We start from the raw sequence: 18,131 nt of genomic DNA, 5'->3' as shown, positions 1-18,131 counted from the left end.
TTTTATTCAACTCCATATTTGCTTTTACTTCTGCCGTATTGTCGAAAGCAGGATGCTGAAGCCTGCTTCTGCTGCGCTTTCGTCTTCAGAGACGACCTCCACCATCAGTCGGGAGAAGGCCCCGTACAGTATCCGTGCGCGGACATGCGCGGCCGGCATCGAGCCGCGGACGTCGATCCACTCCCCGTTCTGTGCCGCGGCGATCGACATCGCGCTCAAGCCCATGCTTCGGGCCAGTCGCTCGACGAAGGCGAGGCGGGCGTCGCGGTCGAGCCTCGCCAGGGCGCCGGCCGGATATCCCGTTGTGCATGCGGCGCGTATCGCATATCTGCCGGTGTCCGCAGCGACGCTCACGGTGCGTCTGCCGGCCCATTCCGTCGCCTCGGACACCGACCGGCCGGCGACGAGGACGCTGAACTCGCACCCCTCGGGTGCGAAGACATCTCCCGATGCGGTCCGGGCGGGCAGCGCGAACGCCATGCTCGTGGCGAACGAGAGGATCAGCAGGCCGATGCGCATGTTCGTTTCCATCCTGGCGCCGACCACTGTATCGCAGCCCGGGTGCGCATCGGGCGCGCATTCGGATGCAGCCAGCCGCGCCCGCGGGAGGTCGTTCTGAAGGCACCGACGACGCTGGTCGAGCCCGCCGACCCCGACACGCTCGAACGTGCCGCCGCGCTGATCCGGGCCGGCCGTCTCGTCGCCTTTCCGACCGAGACCGTCTATGGCCTGGGCGCGGACGCCACGAGCGACGTCGCGGTCGCGCGCATCTACGAGGCGAAGGGGCGCCCGCGGTTCAATCCGCTCATCGCCCATGTCGCCGACGTGAGCGCGGCGCGGCGACTCGCCGTTTTCGACGCGCGGGCGGAGGCGGTGGCGGCACGCTTCTGGCCCGGTCCGCTGACGCTCGTCCTGCCGCGCCGCGCCGACTGCCCCGTCTCGCTTCTCGCCTGCGCCGGCCTCGACACCGTGGCGATCCGCGTGCCGGCTCACCCGATCGCCCGGGCCCTGCTGCGGGCGGCTGCGGTGCCGGTCGCCGCCCCCAGCGCAAATCCGTCGGGCGCCGTCAGCCCGACGACCGCCGCCCACGTGGTTCAGGGTCTCGACGGTCGCGTCGACATGGTGATCGACGGCGGCGCGTGCGCCGTGGGCCTCGAATCGACCATTCTCGACCTCTCCGGAGCGGATCCCGTCCTGTTGCGCCCGGGTGGCGTGACGGCCGAGGACCTCTGCGCCGTCATCGGCCCGGTGGCGATGCCGGGTGCCGATGCGCATGCCCGGCCGAAATCGCCCGGCCTCCTGCTGCGTCACTACGCGCCCGGCATTCCCGTTCGCCTCGGCGCGACGGCGGTCGGGCCGGAGGAGGCGCTGCTCGCCTTCGGCGCTGACGTGCCCGGGGGCGCAGTGGAGACCCTCAATCTCAGCCCTTCGGGCGACCTCACCGAAGCGGCGGCCAATCTGTTCCGGTATCTGCGTGCGCTCGACCGGCCTGGACGCTCCGGCATCGCCGTGATGCCGGTGCCCGAGCGAGGATTGGGGGCCGCGATCAACGACCGCCTGCGCCGCGCCGCCACGCCTCCCTGACCGGCCTCCCGGCCCCGCGGGCGGGTGCGTCTGTTCCGGTGCCGCCGCCTGGGCGAGAATGGCCCCTCGGCAACGACCGACGATCCCGGGAGGAACAAGATGCGGTACAGCTTCTATCTGCCGACGCGCGGCGACACCGCGGCACCCGACGCGCTCGCCACGCTGGTCTCCAAGGCGGAAGGCTGGGGCTTCACTTCGGTCATGATCGCAGACCACATCGTCTTCCCGACCGTGATCGAATCGAAATATCCCTACACGGTGACCGGCGCTTTTCCGGGACAGGGCGACGCCCTCGAGCAGCTCACCCTGATGTCGTTCATCGCCGGCAAGACGGAACGTCTGCGCCTGGTGTCCAGCGTCATGATCCTGCCGTACCGCAATCCCGTCCTGACGGCGAAGATCCTGGCGACCATCGACGTCCTGTCCGGTGGCCGGGTGACGGTCGGTGCCGGCGTCGGCTGGCTGGAGGAGGAGTTCGAGGCGGTCGGCGCGCCGCCGTTCGGCCGCCGCGGCGCGGTCAGCGACGAGTGGCTGCGCATCTTCAAGAAGCTGTGGACGGAGGATCCGGTCGAGCATGCCGGCGAGTTCTACAGCTTCGGCCCGCTGCACTGTCAGCCGCAGCCCGTGCAGCGGCCGCATCCGCCCATCTGGATCGGCGGCCACAGCAAGCCGGCGCTGCGCCGCACCGCGCGCTACGGCGACGGTTGGCATCCGGTCGGCGCCACCGCCGCGGTGCCGCTGGAGCCGGACGACCTGCGCGCCAAGCTCGACGAGTTGCGCCGGCTGACCGAGGCCGAGGGCCGCGATTTCGACCGGCTGACCATCTCCTACAAGGCGCCCCTCTACGACAAGCCGGGCGAACTGCCCGCCTCGGGCCGCAAGCGCTTCGCCGGCGCACCGGAGCAGATCGCGGCCGACATCCGTGAGTTCGAGGCGCTCGGCGTGTCTGAAATGGTCTTCGACTTCCGCTCGCCGACACTGTCGGAGAGCCTCGATCGTATGGAGCGCTTCGTTCGCGACATCATGCCGCTCGCCTAGCATCCCGGCATCACCGCCTGCGCGTCAGGCGGTGATGCCGGCTTCGCCGCGGGCGGTGAAGTCGAACGCGACCACGTCGAACTCGATGAGGGCGAAGATCATGTCGACGCGGCCCCCGTCGCTGGAGAGCGGCATCAGCAGGTCCTGATATCCCCGAACGTCGGGATCGGCGCCCACATAGGGAATGTCGCTGAACACCGGCCGCCTCTGCTCGACGACCAGGGTCGCATTCTTCCAGACCCTGCTGCCAGGACGCTGGTGCGGCAGGTCCATCAGCCGAACGCCCGTATAGTCGGCGGCGACGCGGTTGCAGACCTCGGTGCCGACCAGCCTGTAACGGAAGTCGAGCGGATCGTGCGCCACATCCACCAGGACGATGTACGGCAGCAGGCGCGGGACCTCTGTCGGCGGATCGAAATCGCGGCGGCTCGGCAGCCGGCCGCCTGCACATTTCGATGTCCAGTATCGCAGCGCCGTCCTCAGTCGTTCCGTCTCGAAGCGCGGCTCATGCAATGGGGCCAGCGTCGCGATACGCGCCTCCGGGAATCACGGGCATGTTATGGAAAGTCTACATGATCTGCCGGTTGGTGTCCCTCGGAACGCGGGCGACCGGCGATTGTGCGCGTCGCAGCCGAGGGGCCTTCGAAGCGTGAGGGGACCTCGATGAAGGACCCGCGACCGAAGCGCGCGCTCGTCGTCTTCAACCCGGCTGCAGGGCGCCGGCGCCGCGCCGCGTTGGCTGAAGCGCTCGATCATTTTCGCCGGAAAGGGGTGTTTACGACTGTTCGCGAGACGGAGGCGCCGGGCGACGCCGAACGCATCGCCGCCGAGGCGACCGCCGGATCGTGCGATGTCGTGGTCGCGGCGGGCGGTGACGGCACTTTCAACGAGGTTCTCAACGGGCTCGGCGCGGAGGCACCGCCCCTGGCCGTGCTGCCGCTGGGTACGGCCAACGTGCTGGCGGTGGAACTCGGGCTGCCGCGGCGGATCGAAGCGGTCGTCGAGGTCATCGTCGAAGGTCGCACGCGGCCCTTCTGGCCCGGCATCGTGAACGGCCGTCGCTTCGCCCTCATGGCCGGGGTCGGCGTCGATGCCATGGCGGTCGATGCAGTCGGGGTGAGGCAGAAGCGCCTCTTCGGCCGCTACGCCTATGCCGGTCAGGCGCTGCTGGCGATCGCCCGCGGCGGCTTCTCCGGCTACGTCCTGGACGTGGACGGCAGCAGGGTGGAGGCCGGATCAGCCATCGTGACCCTCGGGTCTAACTATGGCGGCTCCTACGTCCTGGCGCCGTCGGCATCTCTCTTCCAGCCCGAACTGCTGGTCTGCATCCTTCGGGGATGCCGTCGCAGGGACCATCTGCGCTACGCCGCCGCGCTCCTGCGCGGGCGCCTGGCCGAACAGTCGGACGTACGGATCGTCCCGGCCCGCCGCATCGCCATCGCGGGGCCGGCGGCGGCGCCGGTGCAGTGCGACGGCAACATCGTCTGCAGGCTGCCCGCTACCTTCACGCTCGCGGCCCGGCCCGTCGCACTGGTCGTGCCGGCGGTCCTGGCCGAGCCCTGATTCCGTTGCGACGGCCGCCGCGGCCCGGCACACGTTGACTTTGCTGCGGGTCCGGCTAGGTTTGTCATGCCAGCGATGGCGACGGGAGAGATCTTCCGCCCGAAAGGGTGGAGGGCGCCGAAGGAGCAACCGCCCCGGAAACTCTCAGGCAGAAGGACCGTCGTCGGAGGCGACTCTGGAAAGCAGGTGCGGCGCCGATTGCCGTACCTCACCGAAGATGTAAGCCGGCAGCCCTCGCTCGGGCGCAGGTGAATCTTTCAGGTCCTAGGACAGAGGGGGCGGACGCTGGTTCGAGGCGAATGGCGCCCCGACTCGTCCGTCTCCGGAGGATCTGTGAGCCAGTCGCCAGACGCTACCAACGCCGCCCCTCTCAAGACGACACCCCTCGACGCGCTGCACCGTGAACTCGGCGGCAAGATGGTGCCGTTTGCGGGGTACGACATGCCTGTCCAGTACCCGGCCGGCATCGTCAAGGAGCACCTGCACACCCGCGCCAAGGCGTCGCTGTTCGACGTCTCGCACATGGGTCAGGTCCGCCTTCCCGGCGACGCCGCGGTCGCGGCGCTCGAGGCGCTGGTGCCGGGCGACCTGCAGGCGCTCAAGCCGATGCGCATGCGCTACACCATGTTCACCGACGACAAGGCCGGCATCCTCGACGACCTGATGGTGACGCGGGTCGAAGACGGCCTGTTCGTGGTCGTGAACGCCGCCTGCAAGGAGGCCGACATCGCGCACATGCGCGCCGGCCTGCCGAAGGGCGTGTCGGTCGAGTATCTCGACGACCGCGCCCTGCTCGCACTGCAGGGGCCGGCGGCGGTCGACGTCATGGCGCGCCTCGCGGGCGAGGCCGTGCGGACGATGCCTTTCATGAGCGCCGCCGACATCGATGTCGGCGGCTTCGCCTGTTTCGTCACCCGTTCGGGATACACGGGGGAGGACGGGTTCGAGATATCGGTCGCATCGGCGGATGCGGATGCCTTCGCGCGCCGGTTGCTGGCCGAGGCCGAGGTAGAGCCCGCCGGCCTGGGCGCCCGCGATTCGCTGCGGCTGGAGGCGGGCCTCTGCCTCTACGGCCATGACATCGATACGACCACTTCGCCCATCGAGGCCGGGCTCGTCTGGACCATCTCGAAGCGGCGGCGCGAAGCCGGCGGTTTCCCCGGTGCTGCCGTGATCCAGGATCAGTTGGCTAACGGCGTGACGCGCAAGCGTGTCGGCATCCGGCCCGAGGGGCGCGTGGTCGCGCGCGAGCACACGGCCATCGTCGACGCCGGCGGCAGCCCGATCGGGGAAATCACCAGCGGCGGCTTCGGCCCCAGCGCCGGCGGCCCCGTTGGCATGGGCTATGTCGCGACCGATTCCGCACAGGTGGGAATGGACGTGTCGCTGCTCGTGCGCGGCGCGCCGCGCCCGGCGCAGGTCGCGGCGATGCCGTTCGTTCCGCATGGATACTTCAAGGGTAAGTGAGCATTCCTCGCGCAGGCAGCCCCTCGAAAGGGAAACACCATCATGGCTGACATCTACTACACCGAAGACCACGAGTGGATCAGCGTCGAGGACGGCGTGGGAACGGTCGGGATCACCGACTATGCCCAGAGCCAGCTCGGCGACGTCGTCTATGTCGAGCTGCCGGACGTCGGCAAGGAGCTCGCGCAGAAGGACGAAGCTGCCGTCGTGGAGTCGGTCAAGGCGGCCAGCGACGTCTATGCGCCCGTCTCGGGCGAGGTGGTCGAAGTGAACGAGGCTCTGGCCGATACGCCGGGCACCGTCAACGAATCCGCCAGCAGCGACGGCTGGTTCTACAAGATCAAGCTTTCGGAGCCGTCCGAGCTCGAAGACCTGATGGACGAAGCGGCATACCAGGCATTCATCGAGGGTCTCGGCTGATGCGTTATCTCCCCCTGACAGACGACGACCGCCGGGCGATGCTCGGCGCCATCGGCGCGGGTTCGGTGGAAGAGCTCTTTCGCGACGTGCCGAGCGACAAGCTCCAGAGCGCGCCGCTCGATCTCCCGCCGTTCAGCGGCGAACTGCAGGTGGAGCGGCGCCTGGCCAAGATGGCGGCGCGCAACATGCCGGCCGGCGCGGGGCCGAGCTTCCTCGGTGCGGGGGCGTATCGCCATCACGTGCCCGCGGCGGTCGATCATCTGATCCAGCGCGGCGAGTTCCTGACGTCCTACACGCCCTACCAGCCGGAGATCACGCAGGGCACGCTGCAATATCTCTTCGAATTCCAGACCCAGGTGGCGCTCGCCACCGGCATGGAGGTCGCGAACGCCTCGATGTACGACGGCGCCACCTCCTGCGCCGAGGCGGTGATGATGGCGAACCGCACGACGCGGCGGCATCGCGCGGTCATCTCGGGCGGGCTGCACCCGCATTACCGCGAGGTGACGGAGACGCTGGCGCGGTTCATCGGCTTCGACCTCGACTGCGCCGGGCCCGACGTGAAGGGCGAGGAGGATCTGGGGGCACGTGTCGACGACCGCACCTCCTGCGTCGTGGTGCAGTATCCCGACGTCTTCGGCAACGTCCGCGACTGGACCGCGCTCGCCCAGGCCTGCCATGCCAAGGGCGCATTGCTGGTCGTCGTCGTGACCGAATTCGTGGCGCTCGGGGCGCTCAAGTCGCCGGGAGAGATGGGCGCCGACATCGTCGCCGCCGAGGGGCAGTCGATCGGCAACGCCCTGAACTTCGGGGGCCCCTATGTCGGTCTGTTCGCGACGCGCGAGAAGCTGATCCGGCAGATGCCGGGCCGCGTGTGCGGCGAAACCGTCGACGCCGACGGCAAGCGCGGCTTCGTGCTGACCCTCTCGACGCGGGAGCAGCATATCCGCCGCGAGAAGGCGACCAGCAACATCTGCACGAACTCAGGCCTCTGTGCTCTGGCCTTCACCATCCACATGAGCCTGCTCGGCGAGCAGGGTTTCACCCGGATGGCGGCGCTCAATCACGCCGCGGCCGTGCAGCTGGCGGATCGGCTCGACGCGGTCGATGGGGCGGAGGTGCTGAACGCCACCTTCTTCAACGAGTTCACCGTCCGTCTGCGCAAGCCCGCCGCCGAGGTGGTCGAAGCGCTCGCGGGTAAGGGAATACTGGGCGGGGTACCGGCGTTGCGCCTCTACCCCGACCGGCCGGAGATGGCGAACCTGCTCCTCGTCGCCGCGACCGAGACCAACACGCCCGAGGATATGGACGCCTTCGCCACGGCGCTCCGGGAGATCCTGTGATGCTGAACGAAGGACGTGCGACCCGCCCCTCGGCCGATACTGCGCCGGCCGAGGAAGAGACGCTGACCGGCAACCGCGCCCTCCAGCTCGAAGAGCCGCTGCTGTTCGAGATGGGCGAGCGTGATCGCTCCGGCGTCGACCTCCCCGAGCCGCCGAAGGTGAAGAGCCGACTGGGCGGCCTGGAGCGCCGCGGCGCGATCGGCCTGCCGGGCCTATCCGAGCCGCAGGTCATCCGCCACTACACGCGCCTGTCGCAGAAGAACTATGCGATCGACGCCGGCTTCTATCCGCTCGGCTCGTGCACGATGAAGCACAACCCGCGCCTCAACGAGAAGATGGCGCGGCTTCCGGGCTTCTCGGACATTCACCCGCTCCAGCCGGAAAGCACGGTCCAGGGCGCGCTCGAACTCATCGACACGCTGGCGCACTGGCTGAAGGTCCTGACGGGCATGCCTGCCGTCGCCATGTCGCCGGGAGCGGGTGCCCACGGCGAACTGTGCGGGATGATGGCGATCCGGGCTGCCCTGGAGGACCGCAAGGACCCGCGCAAGCGGGTGCTCGTGCCCTCTTCGGCGCACGGCACCAACCCCGCCACCGCGGCCGCGATCGGTTATACCGTCGATGACATTCCGGAGCGCGAAGACGGCCGCGTCGACCTGTCGGCGCTGGAGAAGAAGCTCGGCCCCGACGTCGCCGCGATCATGCTCACCAACCCGAACACCTGCGGCGTGTTCGAGCACGACATCGTCGAGATCGCCAAGCGTGTGCACGAGGTCGGCGCCTTCTTCTATTGCGATGGTGCCAACTTCAACGCGCTGGTCGGCCGGGTGCGGCCCGGCGACCTCGGCATCGATGCGATGCACATCAACCTGCACAAGACCTTCTCGACGCCGCATGGCGGCGGCGGTCCCGGCAGCGGGCCCGTCGTCCTGTCCGAGGCGCTGGCCCCGTTCGCGCCCTATCCCTGGGTGGTGACCGACGGCGACACCCGCCGTCTGATCGAGCACGACAGGTCGGCGCGGCCGTTCGGCCGCATGAAGGGCTTCCACGGCCAGATGGGCATGTTCGTCCGCGCGCTCGCCTACATGATGAGCCATGGCGGCGACGGCCTGCGTCAGGTCTCCGGCGACGCGGTGCTGAACGCCAACTACATCATGGCGCGCCTGAAGGACGTGATGTCGGCGCCGTTCCCCGGGCCCTGCATGCACGAGGCGCTGTTCGACGACAGCTTCCTCAAGGGCACGGGCGTCACCACCCTCGACTTCGCCAAGGCGCTTATCGACGAGGGCTTCCACCCGATGACCATGTACTTCCCGCTGGTCGTCCATGGGGCCATGCTGATCGAGCCGACCGAGACCGAGAGCAAGGAGAGCCTCGACCAGTTCATCGAGGTGATGCGTGCCCTGGTCGCGCGGGCCAAGACCGGCGACAAGGCGTTCTTCCAGCAGGCGCCCCGCTTCAGCCCTCGCCGCCGCCTCGACGAGACCCGGGCCGCCCGCAAGCCCGTCCTCCGCTGGCGTCCGCCGGCGCTGCCGGCTGCAGCGGAGTAGCGGAATTCCCAGCCCACCGGCGTCGTTGCACGCCGGTGGGCTGCCGCTATATACAGGACTTCCGTCCTTTGGGAGGCGCATCGGGGTGAGGGCGCCCCGTGTTTCACCATGAAAACCCGCCGATCTTTCGTGGGCGGGTTTTTCGGAGTGGGGCAACAGACTGATCCGAAACAGGTTTTTATCGGCACCCCCATAAAAACCTATTTTTCGCTATGCGCGCTCGCCGCGTGGCACCGGATGGGCGCGGCGGCGGGATCGGTGCTAGACTGGCGGCAGTTCGATCGTCGGGCGCCAGCCTCTTCCGGGAGCTGACAGTGGCCGACGCCGTCCGACCCTGCTTCCATGGAGCCGCCGCCATGCCTGCCGTCCAGATCGATCTCTATAGCGACACGATCACCAAGCCGACCCCCGGCATGCGCAAGGCGATGGCGGAGGCGGAGGTCGGCAACGAGCAGGCGCACGAGGATCCCAGCGTCAACCGGCTGGTCGAGATGGTGGCCGACATGATGGGCCACGAGGCCGCCGTCTTCGTGCCCTCGGGCACGATGTGCAACGCGATCGCCTACCGGGTTTATTGCCGGCAGGGCGACGAGGTGCTGCTCGACAAGACGGCGCACCCGATCCACGCCGAGGCGGGCGGCCCGGCGGCGCTCTCGGGGTGCATGCTGAACATGATCGACGGCGACGACGGGATCTTCACCGGCGAGCAGCTCGAAGCCGCGATTCGGCCGTACAAGCGCAACCGCCCGCGCGCCAAGCTGGTGTCCGTCGAGCAGACCTCCAACTTCGGCGGCGGCAGCGTCTGGCCGATGGAGAAGCTGAAGGAGGTACGCGGCGTCGCGAAGAAGCACGGGCTCGGCATGCACATGGACGGCGCCCGCCTGATGAACGCGGCGGTGTCGGCCGGCGTGAAGCCGAGCGCCTTCGCGTCCATCTGCGACTCGGCGTGGGTCGATCTCAGCAAGGGGCTCGGCTGCCCGGTCGGTGCCGTGCTCTGCGGCTCGGCCGACTTCGTCGAGGAAGCGTGGCGCTGGAAGCATCAGTTCGGCGGCGCGATGCGTCAGGCCGGCATCATTGCGGCGGCCGGCGTCTACGCCCTGGAACATCACGTCGACAGGCTCGCCGACGATCACGAGAACGCCCGCGTGCTGGCCCGTGGCCTCGCCCAGATCCCCGGCATCGTGCTGTCGCCGGCAGAGGTCGCGACCAACATGGTCTTCTTCGAAGTCGCCGAGACGGGCCTGACACCGCAGGCCTTCTACGAGCGGCTGCTCGCCAAGGGCGTCCGCATGGGCCTCGGTGACGGCAAACGAATCCGCGCGGTCACGCATCTGGACGTGGACCGCGCGGGCATCGACCGCGCGATTGCCGCGGTCCGTGAGGTAGTGAACGAGGCGGCTGCTTAGGCCGCCGCTCCGCCGCTCACCGGTTCAATTCGGACTGTCCGGCATCGGTGCCGGCTTCGGCCACCTGCTCGGCCTTGTCGGCGAGATCGTCGGGCGTCAGCCCCTGCCGCTTAGCCTCGGCCTTGGCCGCTGCGGTCGCCTTCTCGACGACGCGCTCGCCGCGCTCCCATTGCTCGCGGGCGTAGGCTTGGCCGCGCTCCCGCACCTCCGACGCCGCATCGCCGAGCCAAGCTCGTTCCTGCCGCGTGCGGGGCAGGGCAGCACCGACCGCGGCACCTATCGCGAGGCCGATCGCCGCGAGCACCAGCGGTCGCTCGTCGACGGTCTCGGCGAACGTCCGCTTCGCATACCGGCCGGCACTCTCCGCCCTGACGTAAGCGCGGTGGCCGAAGTCCGTCGCGGCTTCGCCGGCGCGCGCGCCGGCGCTACGCACGGCGTCGACCGTCTCCCGCGCGCGGCGACGGCTCGGGTGAGGCTCGCGATAGTCGTCCATGTCGTAGGCCGGCCCGTCCGCCAGCGGGTCGATGTAATCCGAGAACTCGCTCTGGCGCAGGTCGGAATTGCGCGAGCGCGTCAGCGTCGCATACAGCAGATAGCCTAGGCCGAGACCGGCCAGTGCCACCGGCACGGGGTGTTCCCGCGCCGCCTCTACGACGCAGTCCGCCATGTCGCGGACGTCATTGGGATAGTCTGTCATTCGCATTCTCCCGGCATCAGCCGTGACGGAAACTGGGCGTCAGCGCCCGAGGGTTTCGAGCATCTCGCGATCGCGCCGCAGACTGTCGATCGTGTGACGAGGGACGAGCCCGGATGGTTTCAACCGGACGACGGCGCTGTACACCAGCCAACCGGCGATCACCGCAATCAGGATCGAGGCACCCAAAGCTGAGAAAACAGGGTGAACCCCTGCAAAGTCCCGCATCGCCGCAACGAAGCCTTCATAGAGCACGATGACGCCGGCGAGCGAGATCATGGCGCCGACAACCACAGCGCCAGCACCCAGTGCCAGTTGACGCGCTTTCTCGCCGGCCTCGGCCTTAGCCAGTGCCATCTCGTCGCGCACCAGCGAAGCAGCCAACTGTCCCAGTCGGGAGAATGACGCTTCGATCGTGTCGGATGCCGCGCCTCGCTCAGGGGATGTCATACCGGGCCGCCCATCCCCGGGCCGCTTGACGGCGCCGCAGCAACGCGTGACCGTGGCCGGGGCTCGGCGACAGCGCGCAGGAAGCGCGCAGCGGCAAACCCGAGGAGCACGCAGCCCGCCAAGCAAAGCCCCGGATGCTGTCGTGCGAGGTCTTCGACGTCTTCCGCGATCTCGGAGACCTCGCGGTTCCGTACGGCTTTCGAGACGCTGCCTACGGCGGTGGCGATATCCTCCGCGTAGCCAGCCATGACGGGCTGCTGCTGAGCGTCGAACTCTTCGGCAGCTTTGCGGATCGCGGCGGCTGTACCGTCGATCCGATCCGCGATCATCGCCTTCTGGCGGGCTGCGATCGTCTCAGCCTGTTCGCGGATATCGTCGACTAGGCCGTGAGTCCTCTCACGGACTGCGTCATATGCCTCGGACGCCTTCTCCTCGATGCGTTCGCGCGCGCCTGCATTGCCGTGCTCGCTCATCGACCCGCCACCTCGTTTCGGTTCAGCCAGACAACGGCCGTCCGCTGTTACAGTTCCGCAGTACGCGAGTATCAGTAGAGCGCTTCAAGGCGATCGCGATACGCCGCGCGGATCACGTGCCTGCGGATTTTAAGCGACGGAGTCATCATGTTGTTCTCCACCGTGAACGGCTGCGGCACGATGATGAACTTGCGGACCCGTTCGACGATCGAGAGCTCGGCACTGGTCCGATCGATCGCAGCGCTGATCTCCTTGCGGAAGGCCGGCACGTCCGGAAGCGTTTCGATTGGCTGACCGTGGGCCCGTGCCCAGGCTGCGGCGAATTCCGTATCCGGGACGATCAGGGCCACCAGGTAGGGCCGCTTGTCACCGTAGACCATCGCCTGGCAGATCTCCGGCTGCAGTGCCAGGAAGCCTTCCACCCGCTGGGGCGCGATGTTGTCGCCTCCCGAGTTGACGATAATGTCCTTCTTTCGGTCTGTGATCTGGAGGTAGCCGTCGCTGTCGATGACGCCGATGTCGCCTGTATGCAGCCATCCGTTGCGAAGCACCTCGGCAGTCGCTTCGGGCTTGTTCCAATAGCCGCGCATGACGAGTTCGCCGCGAACCAGAATTTCCCCATCGTCCGCGATGCGGACTTCGACATCGCGGAGCGGTGGCCCCACGGTATGAATTTTGACTTTATGCGGTCGGTTACAGCTGACGACGGGGGCGGACTCTGTTTGGCCGTATCCCTGCAGAAGCCGGAGTCCGAGGGCGGTGAAGAAAATGCCGATCTCGACATTGAGCGGGGCGCCACCTGAGACGAGCGCCTTGATCCGACCGCCGAAGCGCTCTCGGACCTTTGCGCGCACCAGATGATCCAGTGCTAGATCGAAAATGCGATCTAACGGAGAGAGCCGGCCGGCATGTTCGTATCGCTTGCGGCCGAGGCGGACTGCGGCGTGGAAGAGACGCTGGCGCAACGGCGGACTGTTGCGCTGGCTATGCATTATGCGGGCGTGGAGTGTCTCGTAGAGCCGCGGAACCGCCGTCATGATCGTCGGTCGGGCTTCCATCATGTTTCGCCCGAGCGCCTCAATGCTTTCCGCGTAGTAGATCTGAGCTCCAATCGACGTGGGAAAGAAGTGTCCGGCAGTATGCTCGTAGGAGTGACAGAGCGGCAAGAAGGAGAGGAATACCTCGTCGTCCAAGCCCAGTTCGTGAAGTAGATCGAAAGCGCCCATGCAGTTGAACAGGATCGCTCCGTGGCTGAGAACCACGCCCTTGGGAGCGCCTCCCGTGCCGGACGTGTAGATGATGCAGGCCGGCTCGTCCCGTCCCGTCTCCGAGGTGCCCATGAGCACGCCGTCGCCCGCCGCGGTGCCGGCGGCGATGACCTCCGCCCAAGGGATGATATGCGCGCCACTGTCGCGATGTTGCGACGCCGGGTCGATTGTGATGACCAAAGCGGTGGCGGCGTTTCGCTCGACGGCTGGCAGGACTTTCCCGCAAAGCGCTGCGGTTGAAACCACAACAGCCTTTGCGCCGCTGTCGGATAGAAGATGGAAGTGGTCGTCCGTGGTGTAGGTCGCGTAGCTGGGAACCGTGATCGCTCCAGCGGCCATGATGCCCAGGTCGGCGATCATCCATTCCGGTCGGTTTTCGGCGATGAGCGCTACCCGGTCCCCCGGCGCGATACCGAGTGCTCGGAGGCCACTGGCGAATTGCATGACCTGTTGGGCGGTCTCCGACCAGGAGAGCGGCCGATACTCACCTCGATCCTTATGCCAGAGAAAGGGACGATCGCTGTGGGTTTGGGCCTGTTCGAAGAACATGGCCACGAGGTTCGGCCACGTCCGATACCGGGCCAAGCCGGCTTCCAGACTTTGATCCTGCACGCTTCCTCCCTACGGTTCACGGATGAGCCGTGCCGCTCGGTCGTCTTCGGTGCGCCGCCTTGGATGGGCGCAGCGAGGGCATTATATCGCGCGCTACCTGGAGGAGTTGAAGCATGAGTGACGATCGGTACCTTGCGGCGGTGGAACCGGAAAGCGATCCAGGGGCGGACCTCGGTCCGCTACCAGAATGGGATCTGACGGATCTGTATCCGGCCCCTGACTCCAAGGCACTCAAGGACGATCTAGAAGCTGCCGCAGCCGCTGCCAAGGTGTTTGCCAAGGACTTCCGTACGCACGTGGCGGAACTGGACGGTGACAGGCTGGGAGCAGCGGTGGCCGCCTACGAAAGGATTGACGAAACCCTCTCCCGTGTCATGAGCTACGCGCAACTTCTGCACTCGAAGAACTTAGAAGATCCGGAGATTGGAAAATTCTACCAGGGGGTCCAAGAGCGTGTAACGGATATTGCGAGCGACCTCCTGTTCTTCACACTCGAGTTAAACCTGATCGAGCCGGGCGATATGGAGGCGAAACTCAAAGCGCCTGCGCTGGCACGGTATGCTTCCTGGGTGGAAAACAGCAGGGCGTTCCGTCCCCACCAACTCGACGAGGACATGGAACGGTTGTTGAACGACAAGCACGTCGCGGGTCGGGCCGCCTGGACGCGTCTGTTCGACGAGACCATGGCGGGCCTGCGTTTTCCTTTCCGTGACAAGAATCTGACTAACGCCGAAATTCTGCACCTGCTATCCGATCGGGACAGCGGTGTGCGACGCGACGCGGCGAGGTCGCTCGGCCAGATTCTGCAGCAGAACATCCGTCTGTTCGCGCACGTGACGAACACGCTGGCGAAGGATAAGGAGATCGACGACCGCTGGCGGCACTACGCTCGCCCCACCTCCGCCCGCAACCTGTCCAATCGGGTGGAGGACGAGGTCGTCGACGCTCTGGTTAGTGCTGTGCGCGATGCATATTCCCGATTGTCGCACCGCTACTACAAGCTGAAAGCCGGCTGGTTCGGCGGGGAGAAGTTGGACTATTGGGACCGGAATGCGCCGCTCCCCGACTCCGAGGACCGCACCTTGCGCTGGGATGAGGCGCGCGAGACTGTTCTTTCCGCCTACGCGGCCTTTGATCCCGAGATGGCGGCTGTCGGCGGCCGTTTCTTCGAACATAACTGGATCGATGCGCCAGCCCGCGCGGGCAAGTCACCCGGAGCGTTCGCGCATCCGACGGTTCCGAGCGCCCATCCCTACATCCTGCTCAACTATCAGGGCAAAGTGCGGGATGTGATGACGCTGGCCCATGAACTCGGTCACGGCGTCCACCAAGTGCTTGCCGCGCAGCAAGGTCATCTGCTTGCGGATACGCCGCTCACGCTGGCTGAGACCGCTTCAGTCTTTGGCGAAATGCTCACTTTCCGGCGATTGCTGGATCGCGAGCAGGATCCGCGCCGTCGGCGGGCCATGCTTGTAGGCAAGGTGGAGGACATGCTCAACACGGTCGTTCGCCAAATAGCCCTCTTCGAGTTTGAAGAGCGGGTCCACGCCGAGAGGCGTACCGGCGAGGTGACGGCGACGCGGTTGGGCGACATATGGATGGAAGTGCAAGAGCGTAGCCTGGGTCCCGCGCTTCGATTCGAAGACGTCTACCGGACCTACTGGGCCTACATCCCCCACTTTATTCACTCGCCCTTTTACGTCTATGCCTACGCTTTCGGCGATTGCCTCGTGAACTCGCTGTTCGCCGTCTATCAGAGCGGTCATCCGGGCTTTCAGGCGAAGTATCTCGACATGCTCCGCGCCGGAGGGACGAAACACCATAAGGAACTGCTCGCACCGTTCGGACTGGATGCGACTGACCCGGCTTTTTGGAGCCGCGGCCTTGACGTCCTAGCCGGCTTCATCGACGAACTTGAGGCGATGCCGCATTAGCTTCGAGCGCTGAGCCGGCGGCGGTCGTCGCCGTATCAGCGCGTAGCGGCGACTTGATTGCGATCAACCGGAGTCTTCGTTCTCGTCGCGGCAGGCTGAGGCTCCGGGCGCGACACCGCAGCTTGCCGTGACTTCGTGTCCTTTGCGCCGCGTGCTGCGTTGGCGCTGGACGCCGATTGCCCGGACGCCTTGGTGGTGGAACGGATTGGCGCAGTGGCGACCTTGGCCGGGGTTTCACGTGGCTTCCCGGCTACCTTGGTTGCCGAGGATTTGGCGGTGACTCTGACATCTTTAGCGCCCTTCTTGGACCGTGAATTGAGGGCGGTCTTCGTACTCTTGCTCTGCGTGCGTGCCGTGATGACCGGCTTGATCTCGGAGAGTGACGTCAACGTGCGAGCAGATGCCGGTACCTGTGCACTGGCGGTTTGAGCGGCTCCATTCAGGCGGCGATCGAAGAAGTCGGCGACGGTGAGGATGCTATCCGTATGTGCTGCGCCGGCCAGATTATGTGCCTGATCGGTGTAGACTTTCACCTCATACGAAGCGCCTATGTCGTCGAGCCTGCTCGCAACCTCGTACATCCGCTCGATCGGAACGATCCGGTCTCGCGCCCCATGGATGAGCAAGGTCGGGGGCATGCTCGTGACGCTGGAGAGCGCGATCTGGCCCGGCATCGCCCCCATCACATCCGCGATTGCTGCAACACGGCGATCGTGAGTTCCGAGGGCGAGGGCATGGAAGGCTCCGAGCGACATGCCGTAGACGCCGATCCGCTGCGGATCGATCTCGGGGATAGATGCGATGTAGGAAATCGCGTCTGAGATGATCTGCTCTCGTCTGTAGTGCAGAGCCGAACTCGACTTCGACCCGTCGTTGCCGTCGAGGCCATCATAGTAGCGCACCACGAATGCATCGATGCCGCGGCGCGCTAACTCCTCGGCATGGGGAAACACCAACCAACCGCTGCCGAGTCCACTGGCCCCGTGGAGCATTACGACGGCAGGCCGGCTTGAGCCGGCGCCAACCGCACGGATGACGTCGACCCGTACCAACTTGCCGTCGCTCCGGAAACTCCGGACAAGCCGGGGCTCAAGTTCGAAGGTCACCTGCGGCTCAGCCCGAGATGGTGCCGACGGTGGAGCGTGCTCGGTGACCGCACGAGGTGGCGGAGGCGAGGGCGGCGGCGGCGTGGTCGCGCACGCGGCTACAGTCGAAACGAGGCCGGCCAGCGCAAGGCGCGCAATGATTGACAGGCCTGAAGGTTCTTTTGCCAAACCGCGTATTCTCACAGTAGCGGGCCGAAGTTCTTGATCATGCCGCATGCCTCACTTTCGGAAAGACCTCTTCGGCGAGCCGGTGCATCGTCTCGATGACCAAGGACTGGGGCATGCCTGCCCACTGGATGCTCATGATGAGGTGATTGATTCCGGTCAAGCGCGAGAGCCGGACCATGCCCTCTGCCACCGCGTCCGCCGTGCCGATCAAGAACCTGTCGCGAGCGAGGTCTTCGAAACTACCACCAAGATCATCGCCCTGCGGCATCTCTCGATCCTGCCCCCAGGAGCGATAGATCTCATACTTGCCTTCGAGATGCGGCCGCGCGAGGCGCATGGCCTCCTCATGTGTCGCGGCGACGAACACTTCGCGGCGACAAGGGAACTCTAGTGGGAAGGGCTTACCGAGCTTGTCGAGGGCTGCCCGATAGACGTCCGTTTGGCGTTGAATCGTATCGATGCGGTTGTGTGGATTCACGTACCAGCAGTCGCCGAGACGTGCCGCACGCCGGATCGCACTGTCGGCATTCGCCCCGATCCAGATCGGCGGATGCGGTTTCTGTACCGGCTTGGTCGGGCAGGAAGCACCACGGAGGGTGAAGTGTGAGCCCGCCATGTCCACCGTTTCCTCGGTCCACAGACGGCGGATCGCAGTGAGATTCTCTTCGAACCGCTTTACCCGTGCTCCTTGTTCGGTGCCGAAGGCCTCGAACTCCACGTCGCGATAGCCCAGGCCCGCGCCGAAGATCACGCGGCCGCCCGACATGACATCGATCGTGGCCAACTGCTCTGCGACATCAAGCGGCTTGTGCAGGGGGACCAGCACGATGCCGAAATTCAGCCGTAGATTTGGCGCTTCGGCGGACATCCGTGCCAGGAAGGGAAACTGCTGAAAGTCCTGATACGGGTGCGCGCTGTAGTGAGAACCCTTCGTGAGGGACGAGAAACCGAGCGTGTCGGCGAGCCTAGCCTGCTCTACGAGTTCCCGGAAGCGGACCGACATATCGTCGCCAGACGGAAACTGACCACGTGTCATCAAGCCGAATTGCACGCGC

General features: G+C 66.4%; 17 protein-coding genes and 2 riboswitches. Of the genes, 9 read left to right on the top strand and 8 right to left on the bottom strand.

From position 1 onward, the window contains the following. Positions 1-24 precede the first annotated feature (24 nt). Positions 25-519, bottom strand: a complete 495-nt coding sequence (locus ABIE65_RS18180) for a hypothetical protein (RefSeq protein WP_354079670.1) — start codon at positions 517-519, stop codon at positions 25-27. Positions 520-615: 96 nt separating this feature from the next. Here ABIE65_RS18180 and ABIE65_RS18175 point away from each other — a divergent pair, with 96 nt between their 5' ends. Both ABIE65_RS18175 and ABIE65_RS18170 read left to right on the top strand, forming a co-directional pair. Further along, the gene (locus ABIE65_RS18175) at positions 616-1,584 is read left to right on the top strand and encodes an L-threonylcarbamoyladenylate synthase (RefSeq protein ID WP_502918549.1); all 969 of its coding nucleotides are present in this window, start codon (positions 616-618) and stop codon (positions 1,582-1,584) included. Between the two features lie 99 nt (positions 1,585-1,683). Further along, a complete protein-coding gene (locus ABIE65_RS18170) occupies positions 1,684-2,622 on the top strand; it encodes an LLM class F420-dependent oxidoreductase (RefSeq protein ID WP_354079668.1) in 939 nt (312 codons plus the stop codon). 24 nt (positions 2,623-2,646) lie between these two features. Here ABIE65_RS18170 and ABIE65_RS18165 read toward each other — a convergent pair whose 3' ends face one another. Beyond that, on the bottom strand, positions 2,647-3,135 hold the full coding sequence (locus tag ABIE65_RS18165; protein WP_354079666.1) for a PAS domain-containing protein: 489 nt from the start codon (positions 3,133-3,135) through the stop codon (positions 2,647-2,649). A gap of 150 nt (positions 3,136-3,285) precedes the next feature. Between ABIE65_RS18165 and ABIE65_RS18160 the strand changes: the two genes are divergently transcribed. The 6 genes from ABIE65_RS18160 to ABIE65_RS18135 all read left to right on the top strand — a co-directional run bounded on the left by ABIE65_RS18160 (position 3,286) and on the right by ABIE65_RS18135 (position 10,371). Beyond that, positions 3,286-4,185 (top strand): diacylglycerol/lipid kinase family protein, encoded by a 900-nt coding sequence (locus ABIE65_RS18160; RefSeq protein ID WP_354079664.1) that lies wholly within the window; start codon positions 3,286-3,288, stop codon positions 4,183-4,185. Between the two features lie 72 nt (positions 4,186-4,257). Then, a riboswitch (glycine riboswitch) is annotated at positions 4,258-4,355 on the top strand. Between the two features lie 3 nt (positions 4,356-4,358). Further along, a riboswitch (glycine riboswitch) is annotated at positions 4,359-4,460 on the top strand. A gap of 58 nt (positions 4,461-4,518) precedes the next feature. After that, positions 4,519-5,652, top strand: a complete 1,134-nt coding sequence (gene gcvT, locus ABIE65_RS18155; protein ID WP_354079662.1) for a glycine cleavage system aminomethyltransferase GcvT — start codon at positions 4,519-4,521, stop codon at positions 5,650-5,652. Between the two features lie 42 nt (positions 5,653-5,694). Further along, on the top strand, positions 5,695-6,072 hold the full coding sequence (gcvH, locus tag ABIE65_RS18150) for a glycine cleavage system protein GcvH (RefSeq protein WP_354079660.1): 378 nt from the start codon (positions 5,695-5,697) through the stop codon (positions 6,070-6,072). Further along, a complete protein-coding gene (gene gcvPA / locus ABIE65_RS18145; protein ID WP_354079658.1) occupies positions 6,072-7,415 on the top strand; it encodes an aminomethyl-transferring glycine dehydrogenase subunit GcvPA in 1,344 nt (447 codons plus the stop codon). Before gcvH ends, gcvPA begins: the two co-directional genes overlap by 1 nt. Then, positions 7,415-8,965 carry an aminomethyl-transferring glycine dehydrogenase subunit GcvPB gene (gene gcvPB, locus ABIE65_RS18140; RefSeq protein WP_354079656.1) on the top strand — a complete coding sequence of 517 codons (1,551 nt, stop codon included), beginning with the start codon at positions 7,415-7,417 and terminating at the stop codon, positions 8,963-8,965. The genes gcvPA and gcvPB overlap by 1 nt, the downstream gene beginning before the upstream one ends. A 356-nt stretch (positions 8,966-9,321) precedes the next feature. Continuing rightward, positions 9,322-10,371 carry a threonine aldolase family protein gene (locus ABIE65_RS18135; protein WP_354079654.1) on the top strand — a complete coding sequence of 350 codons (1,050 nt, stop codon included), beginning with the start codon at positions 9,322-9,324 and terminating at the stop codon, positions 10,369-10,371. A gap of 16 nt (positions 10,372-10,387) precedes the next feature. On the opposite strand, the gene ABIE65_RS18130 is transcribed toward ABIE65_RS18135, so the two are convergent. The 4 genes from ABIE65_RS18130 to ABIE65_RS18115 all read right to left on the bottom strand — a co-directional run bounded on the left by ABIE65_RS18130 (position 10,388) and on the right by ABIE65_RS18115 (position 13,868). Then, positions 10,388-11,068, bottom strand: coding sequence for a hypothetical protein (locus ABIE65_RS18130; RefSeq protein ID WP_354079652.1), 681 nt, complete (start codon positions 11,066-11,068; stop codon positions 10,388-10,390). A 39-nt stretch (positions 11,069-11,107) separates the two neighbouring features. Continuing rightward, a complete protein-coding gene (locus ABIE65_RS18125; RefSeq protein ID WP_354079650.1) occupies positions 11,108-11,515 on the bottom strand; it encodes a phage holin family protein in 408 nt (135 codons plus the stop codon). Beyond that, positions 11,512-11,988 carry a hypothetical protein gene (locus ABIE65_RS18120; protein WP_354079649.1) on the bottom strand — a complete coding sequence of 159 codons (477 nt, stop codon included), beginning with the start codon at positions 11,986-11,988 and terminating at the stop codon, positions 11,512-11,514. The genes ABIE65_RS18125 and ABIE65_RS18120 overlap by 4 nt, the downstream gene beginning before the upstream one ends. A 71-nt stretch (positions 11,989-12,059) precedes the next feature. Continuing rightward, positions 12,060-13,868 (bottom strand): AMP-dependent synthetase/ligase, encoded by a 1,809-nt coding sequence (locus ABIE65_RS18115; RefSeq protein ID WP_354079648.1) that lies wholly within the window; start codon positions 13,866-13,868, stop codon positions 12,060-12,062. A 113-nt stretch (positions 13,869-13,981) separates the two neighbouring features. Between ABIE65_RS18115 and ABIE65_RS18110 the strand changes: the two genes are divergently transcribed. Then, positions 13,982-15,802 carry a M3 family oligoendopeptidase gene (locus ABIE65_RS18110; protein ID WP_354079647.1) on the top strand — a complete coding sequence of 607 codons (1,821 nt, stop codon included), beginning with the start codon at positions 13,982-13,984 and terminating at the stop codon, positions 15,800-15,802. A gap of 35 nt (positions 15,803-15,837) precedes the next feature. On the opposite strand, the gene ABIE65_RS18105 is transcribed toward ABIE65_RS18110, so the two are convergent. Both ABIE65_RS18105 and ABIE65_RS18100 read right to left on the bottom strand, forming a co-directional pair. Further along, positions 15,838-16,908, bottom strand: coding sequence for a dienelactone hydrolase family protein (locus tag ABIE65_RS18105; protein WP_354079646.1), 1,071 nt, complete (start codon positions 16,906-16,908; stop codon positions 15,838-15,840). A 205-nt stretch (positions 16,909-17,113) separates the two neighbouring features. Further along, a complete protein-coding gene (locus tag ABIE65_RS18100) occupies positions 17,114-18,127 on the bottom strand; it encodes an LLM class flavin-dependent oxidoreductase (protein ID WP_354079644.1) in 1,014 nt (337 codons plus the stop codon). Positions 18,128-18,131: the final 4 nt, after the last annotated feature.

This window comes from Constrictibacter sp. MBR-5 (assembly GCF_040549485.1).
Taxonomy (GTDB): Bacteria; Pseudomonadota; Alphaproteobacteria; order JAJUGE01; family JAJUGE01; genus Constrictibacter.
This window is presented reverse-complemented; position numbering and strand designations above follow the sequence as displayed.

What these genes read in the sequence shown, in the direction of transcription:
- ABIE65_RS18180 (WP_354079670.1), bottom strand. Translation starts at nt 519, where the DNA reads ATGCGCATCGGCCTGCTGATCCTCTCGTTCGCCACGAGCATGGCGTTC.
- ABIE65_RS18170 (WP_354079668.1), top strand. Translation starts at nt 1,684, where the DNA reads ATGCGGTACAGCTTCTATCTGCCGACGCGCGGCGACACCGCGGCACCC.
- ABIE65_RS18160 (WP_354079664.1), top strand. Translation starts at nt 3,286, where the DNA reads ATGAAGGACCCGCGACCGAAGCGCGCGCTCGTCGTCTTCAACCCGGCT.
- gcvH (WP_354079660.1), top strand. Translation starts at nt 5,695, where the DNA reads ATGGCTGACATCTACTACACCGAAGACCACGAGTGGATCAGCGTCGAG.
- gcvPA (WP_354079658.1), top strand. Translation starts at nt 6,072, where the DNA reads ATGCGTTATCTCCCCCTGACAGACGACGACCGCCGGGCGATGCTCGGC.
- gcvPB (WP_354079656.1), top strand. Translation starts at nt 7,415, where the DNA reads ATGCTGAACGAAGGACGTGCGACCCGCCCCTCGGCCGATACTGCGCCG.
- ABIE65_RS18135 (WP_354079654.1), top strand. Translation starts at nt 9,322, where the DNA reads ATGCCTGCCGTCCAGATCGATCTCTATAGCGACACGATCACCAAGCCG.
- ABIE65_RS18130 (WP_354079652.1), bottom strand. Translation starts at nt 11,068, where the DNA reads ATGACAGACTATCCCAATGACGTCCGCGACATGGCGGACTGCGTCGTA.
- ABIE65_RS18125 (WP_354079650.1), bottom strand. Translation starts at nt 11,515, where the DNA reads ATGACATCCCCTGAGCGAGGCGCGGCATCCGACACGATCGAAGCGTCA.
- ABIE65_RS18120 (WP_354079649.1), bottom strand. Translation starts at nt 11,988, where the DNA reads ATGAGCGAGCACGGCAATGCAGGCGCGCGCGAACGCATCGAGGAGAAG.
- ABIE65_RS18110 (WP_354079647.1), top strand. Translation starts at nt 13,982, where the DNA reads ATGAGTGACGATCGGTACCTTGCGGCGGTGGAACCGGAAAGCGATCCA.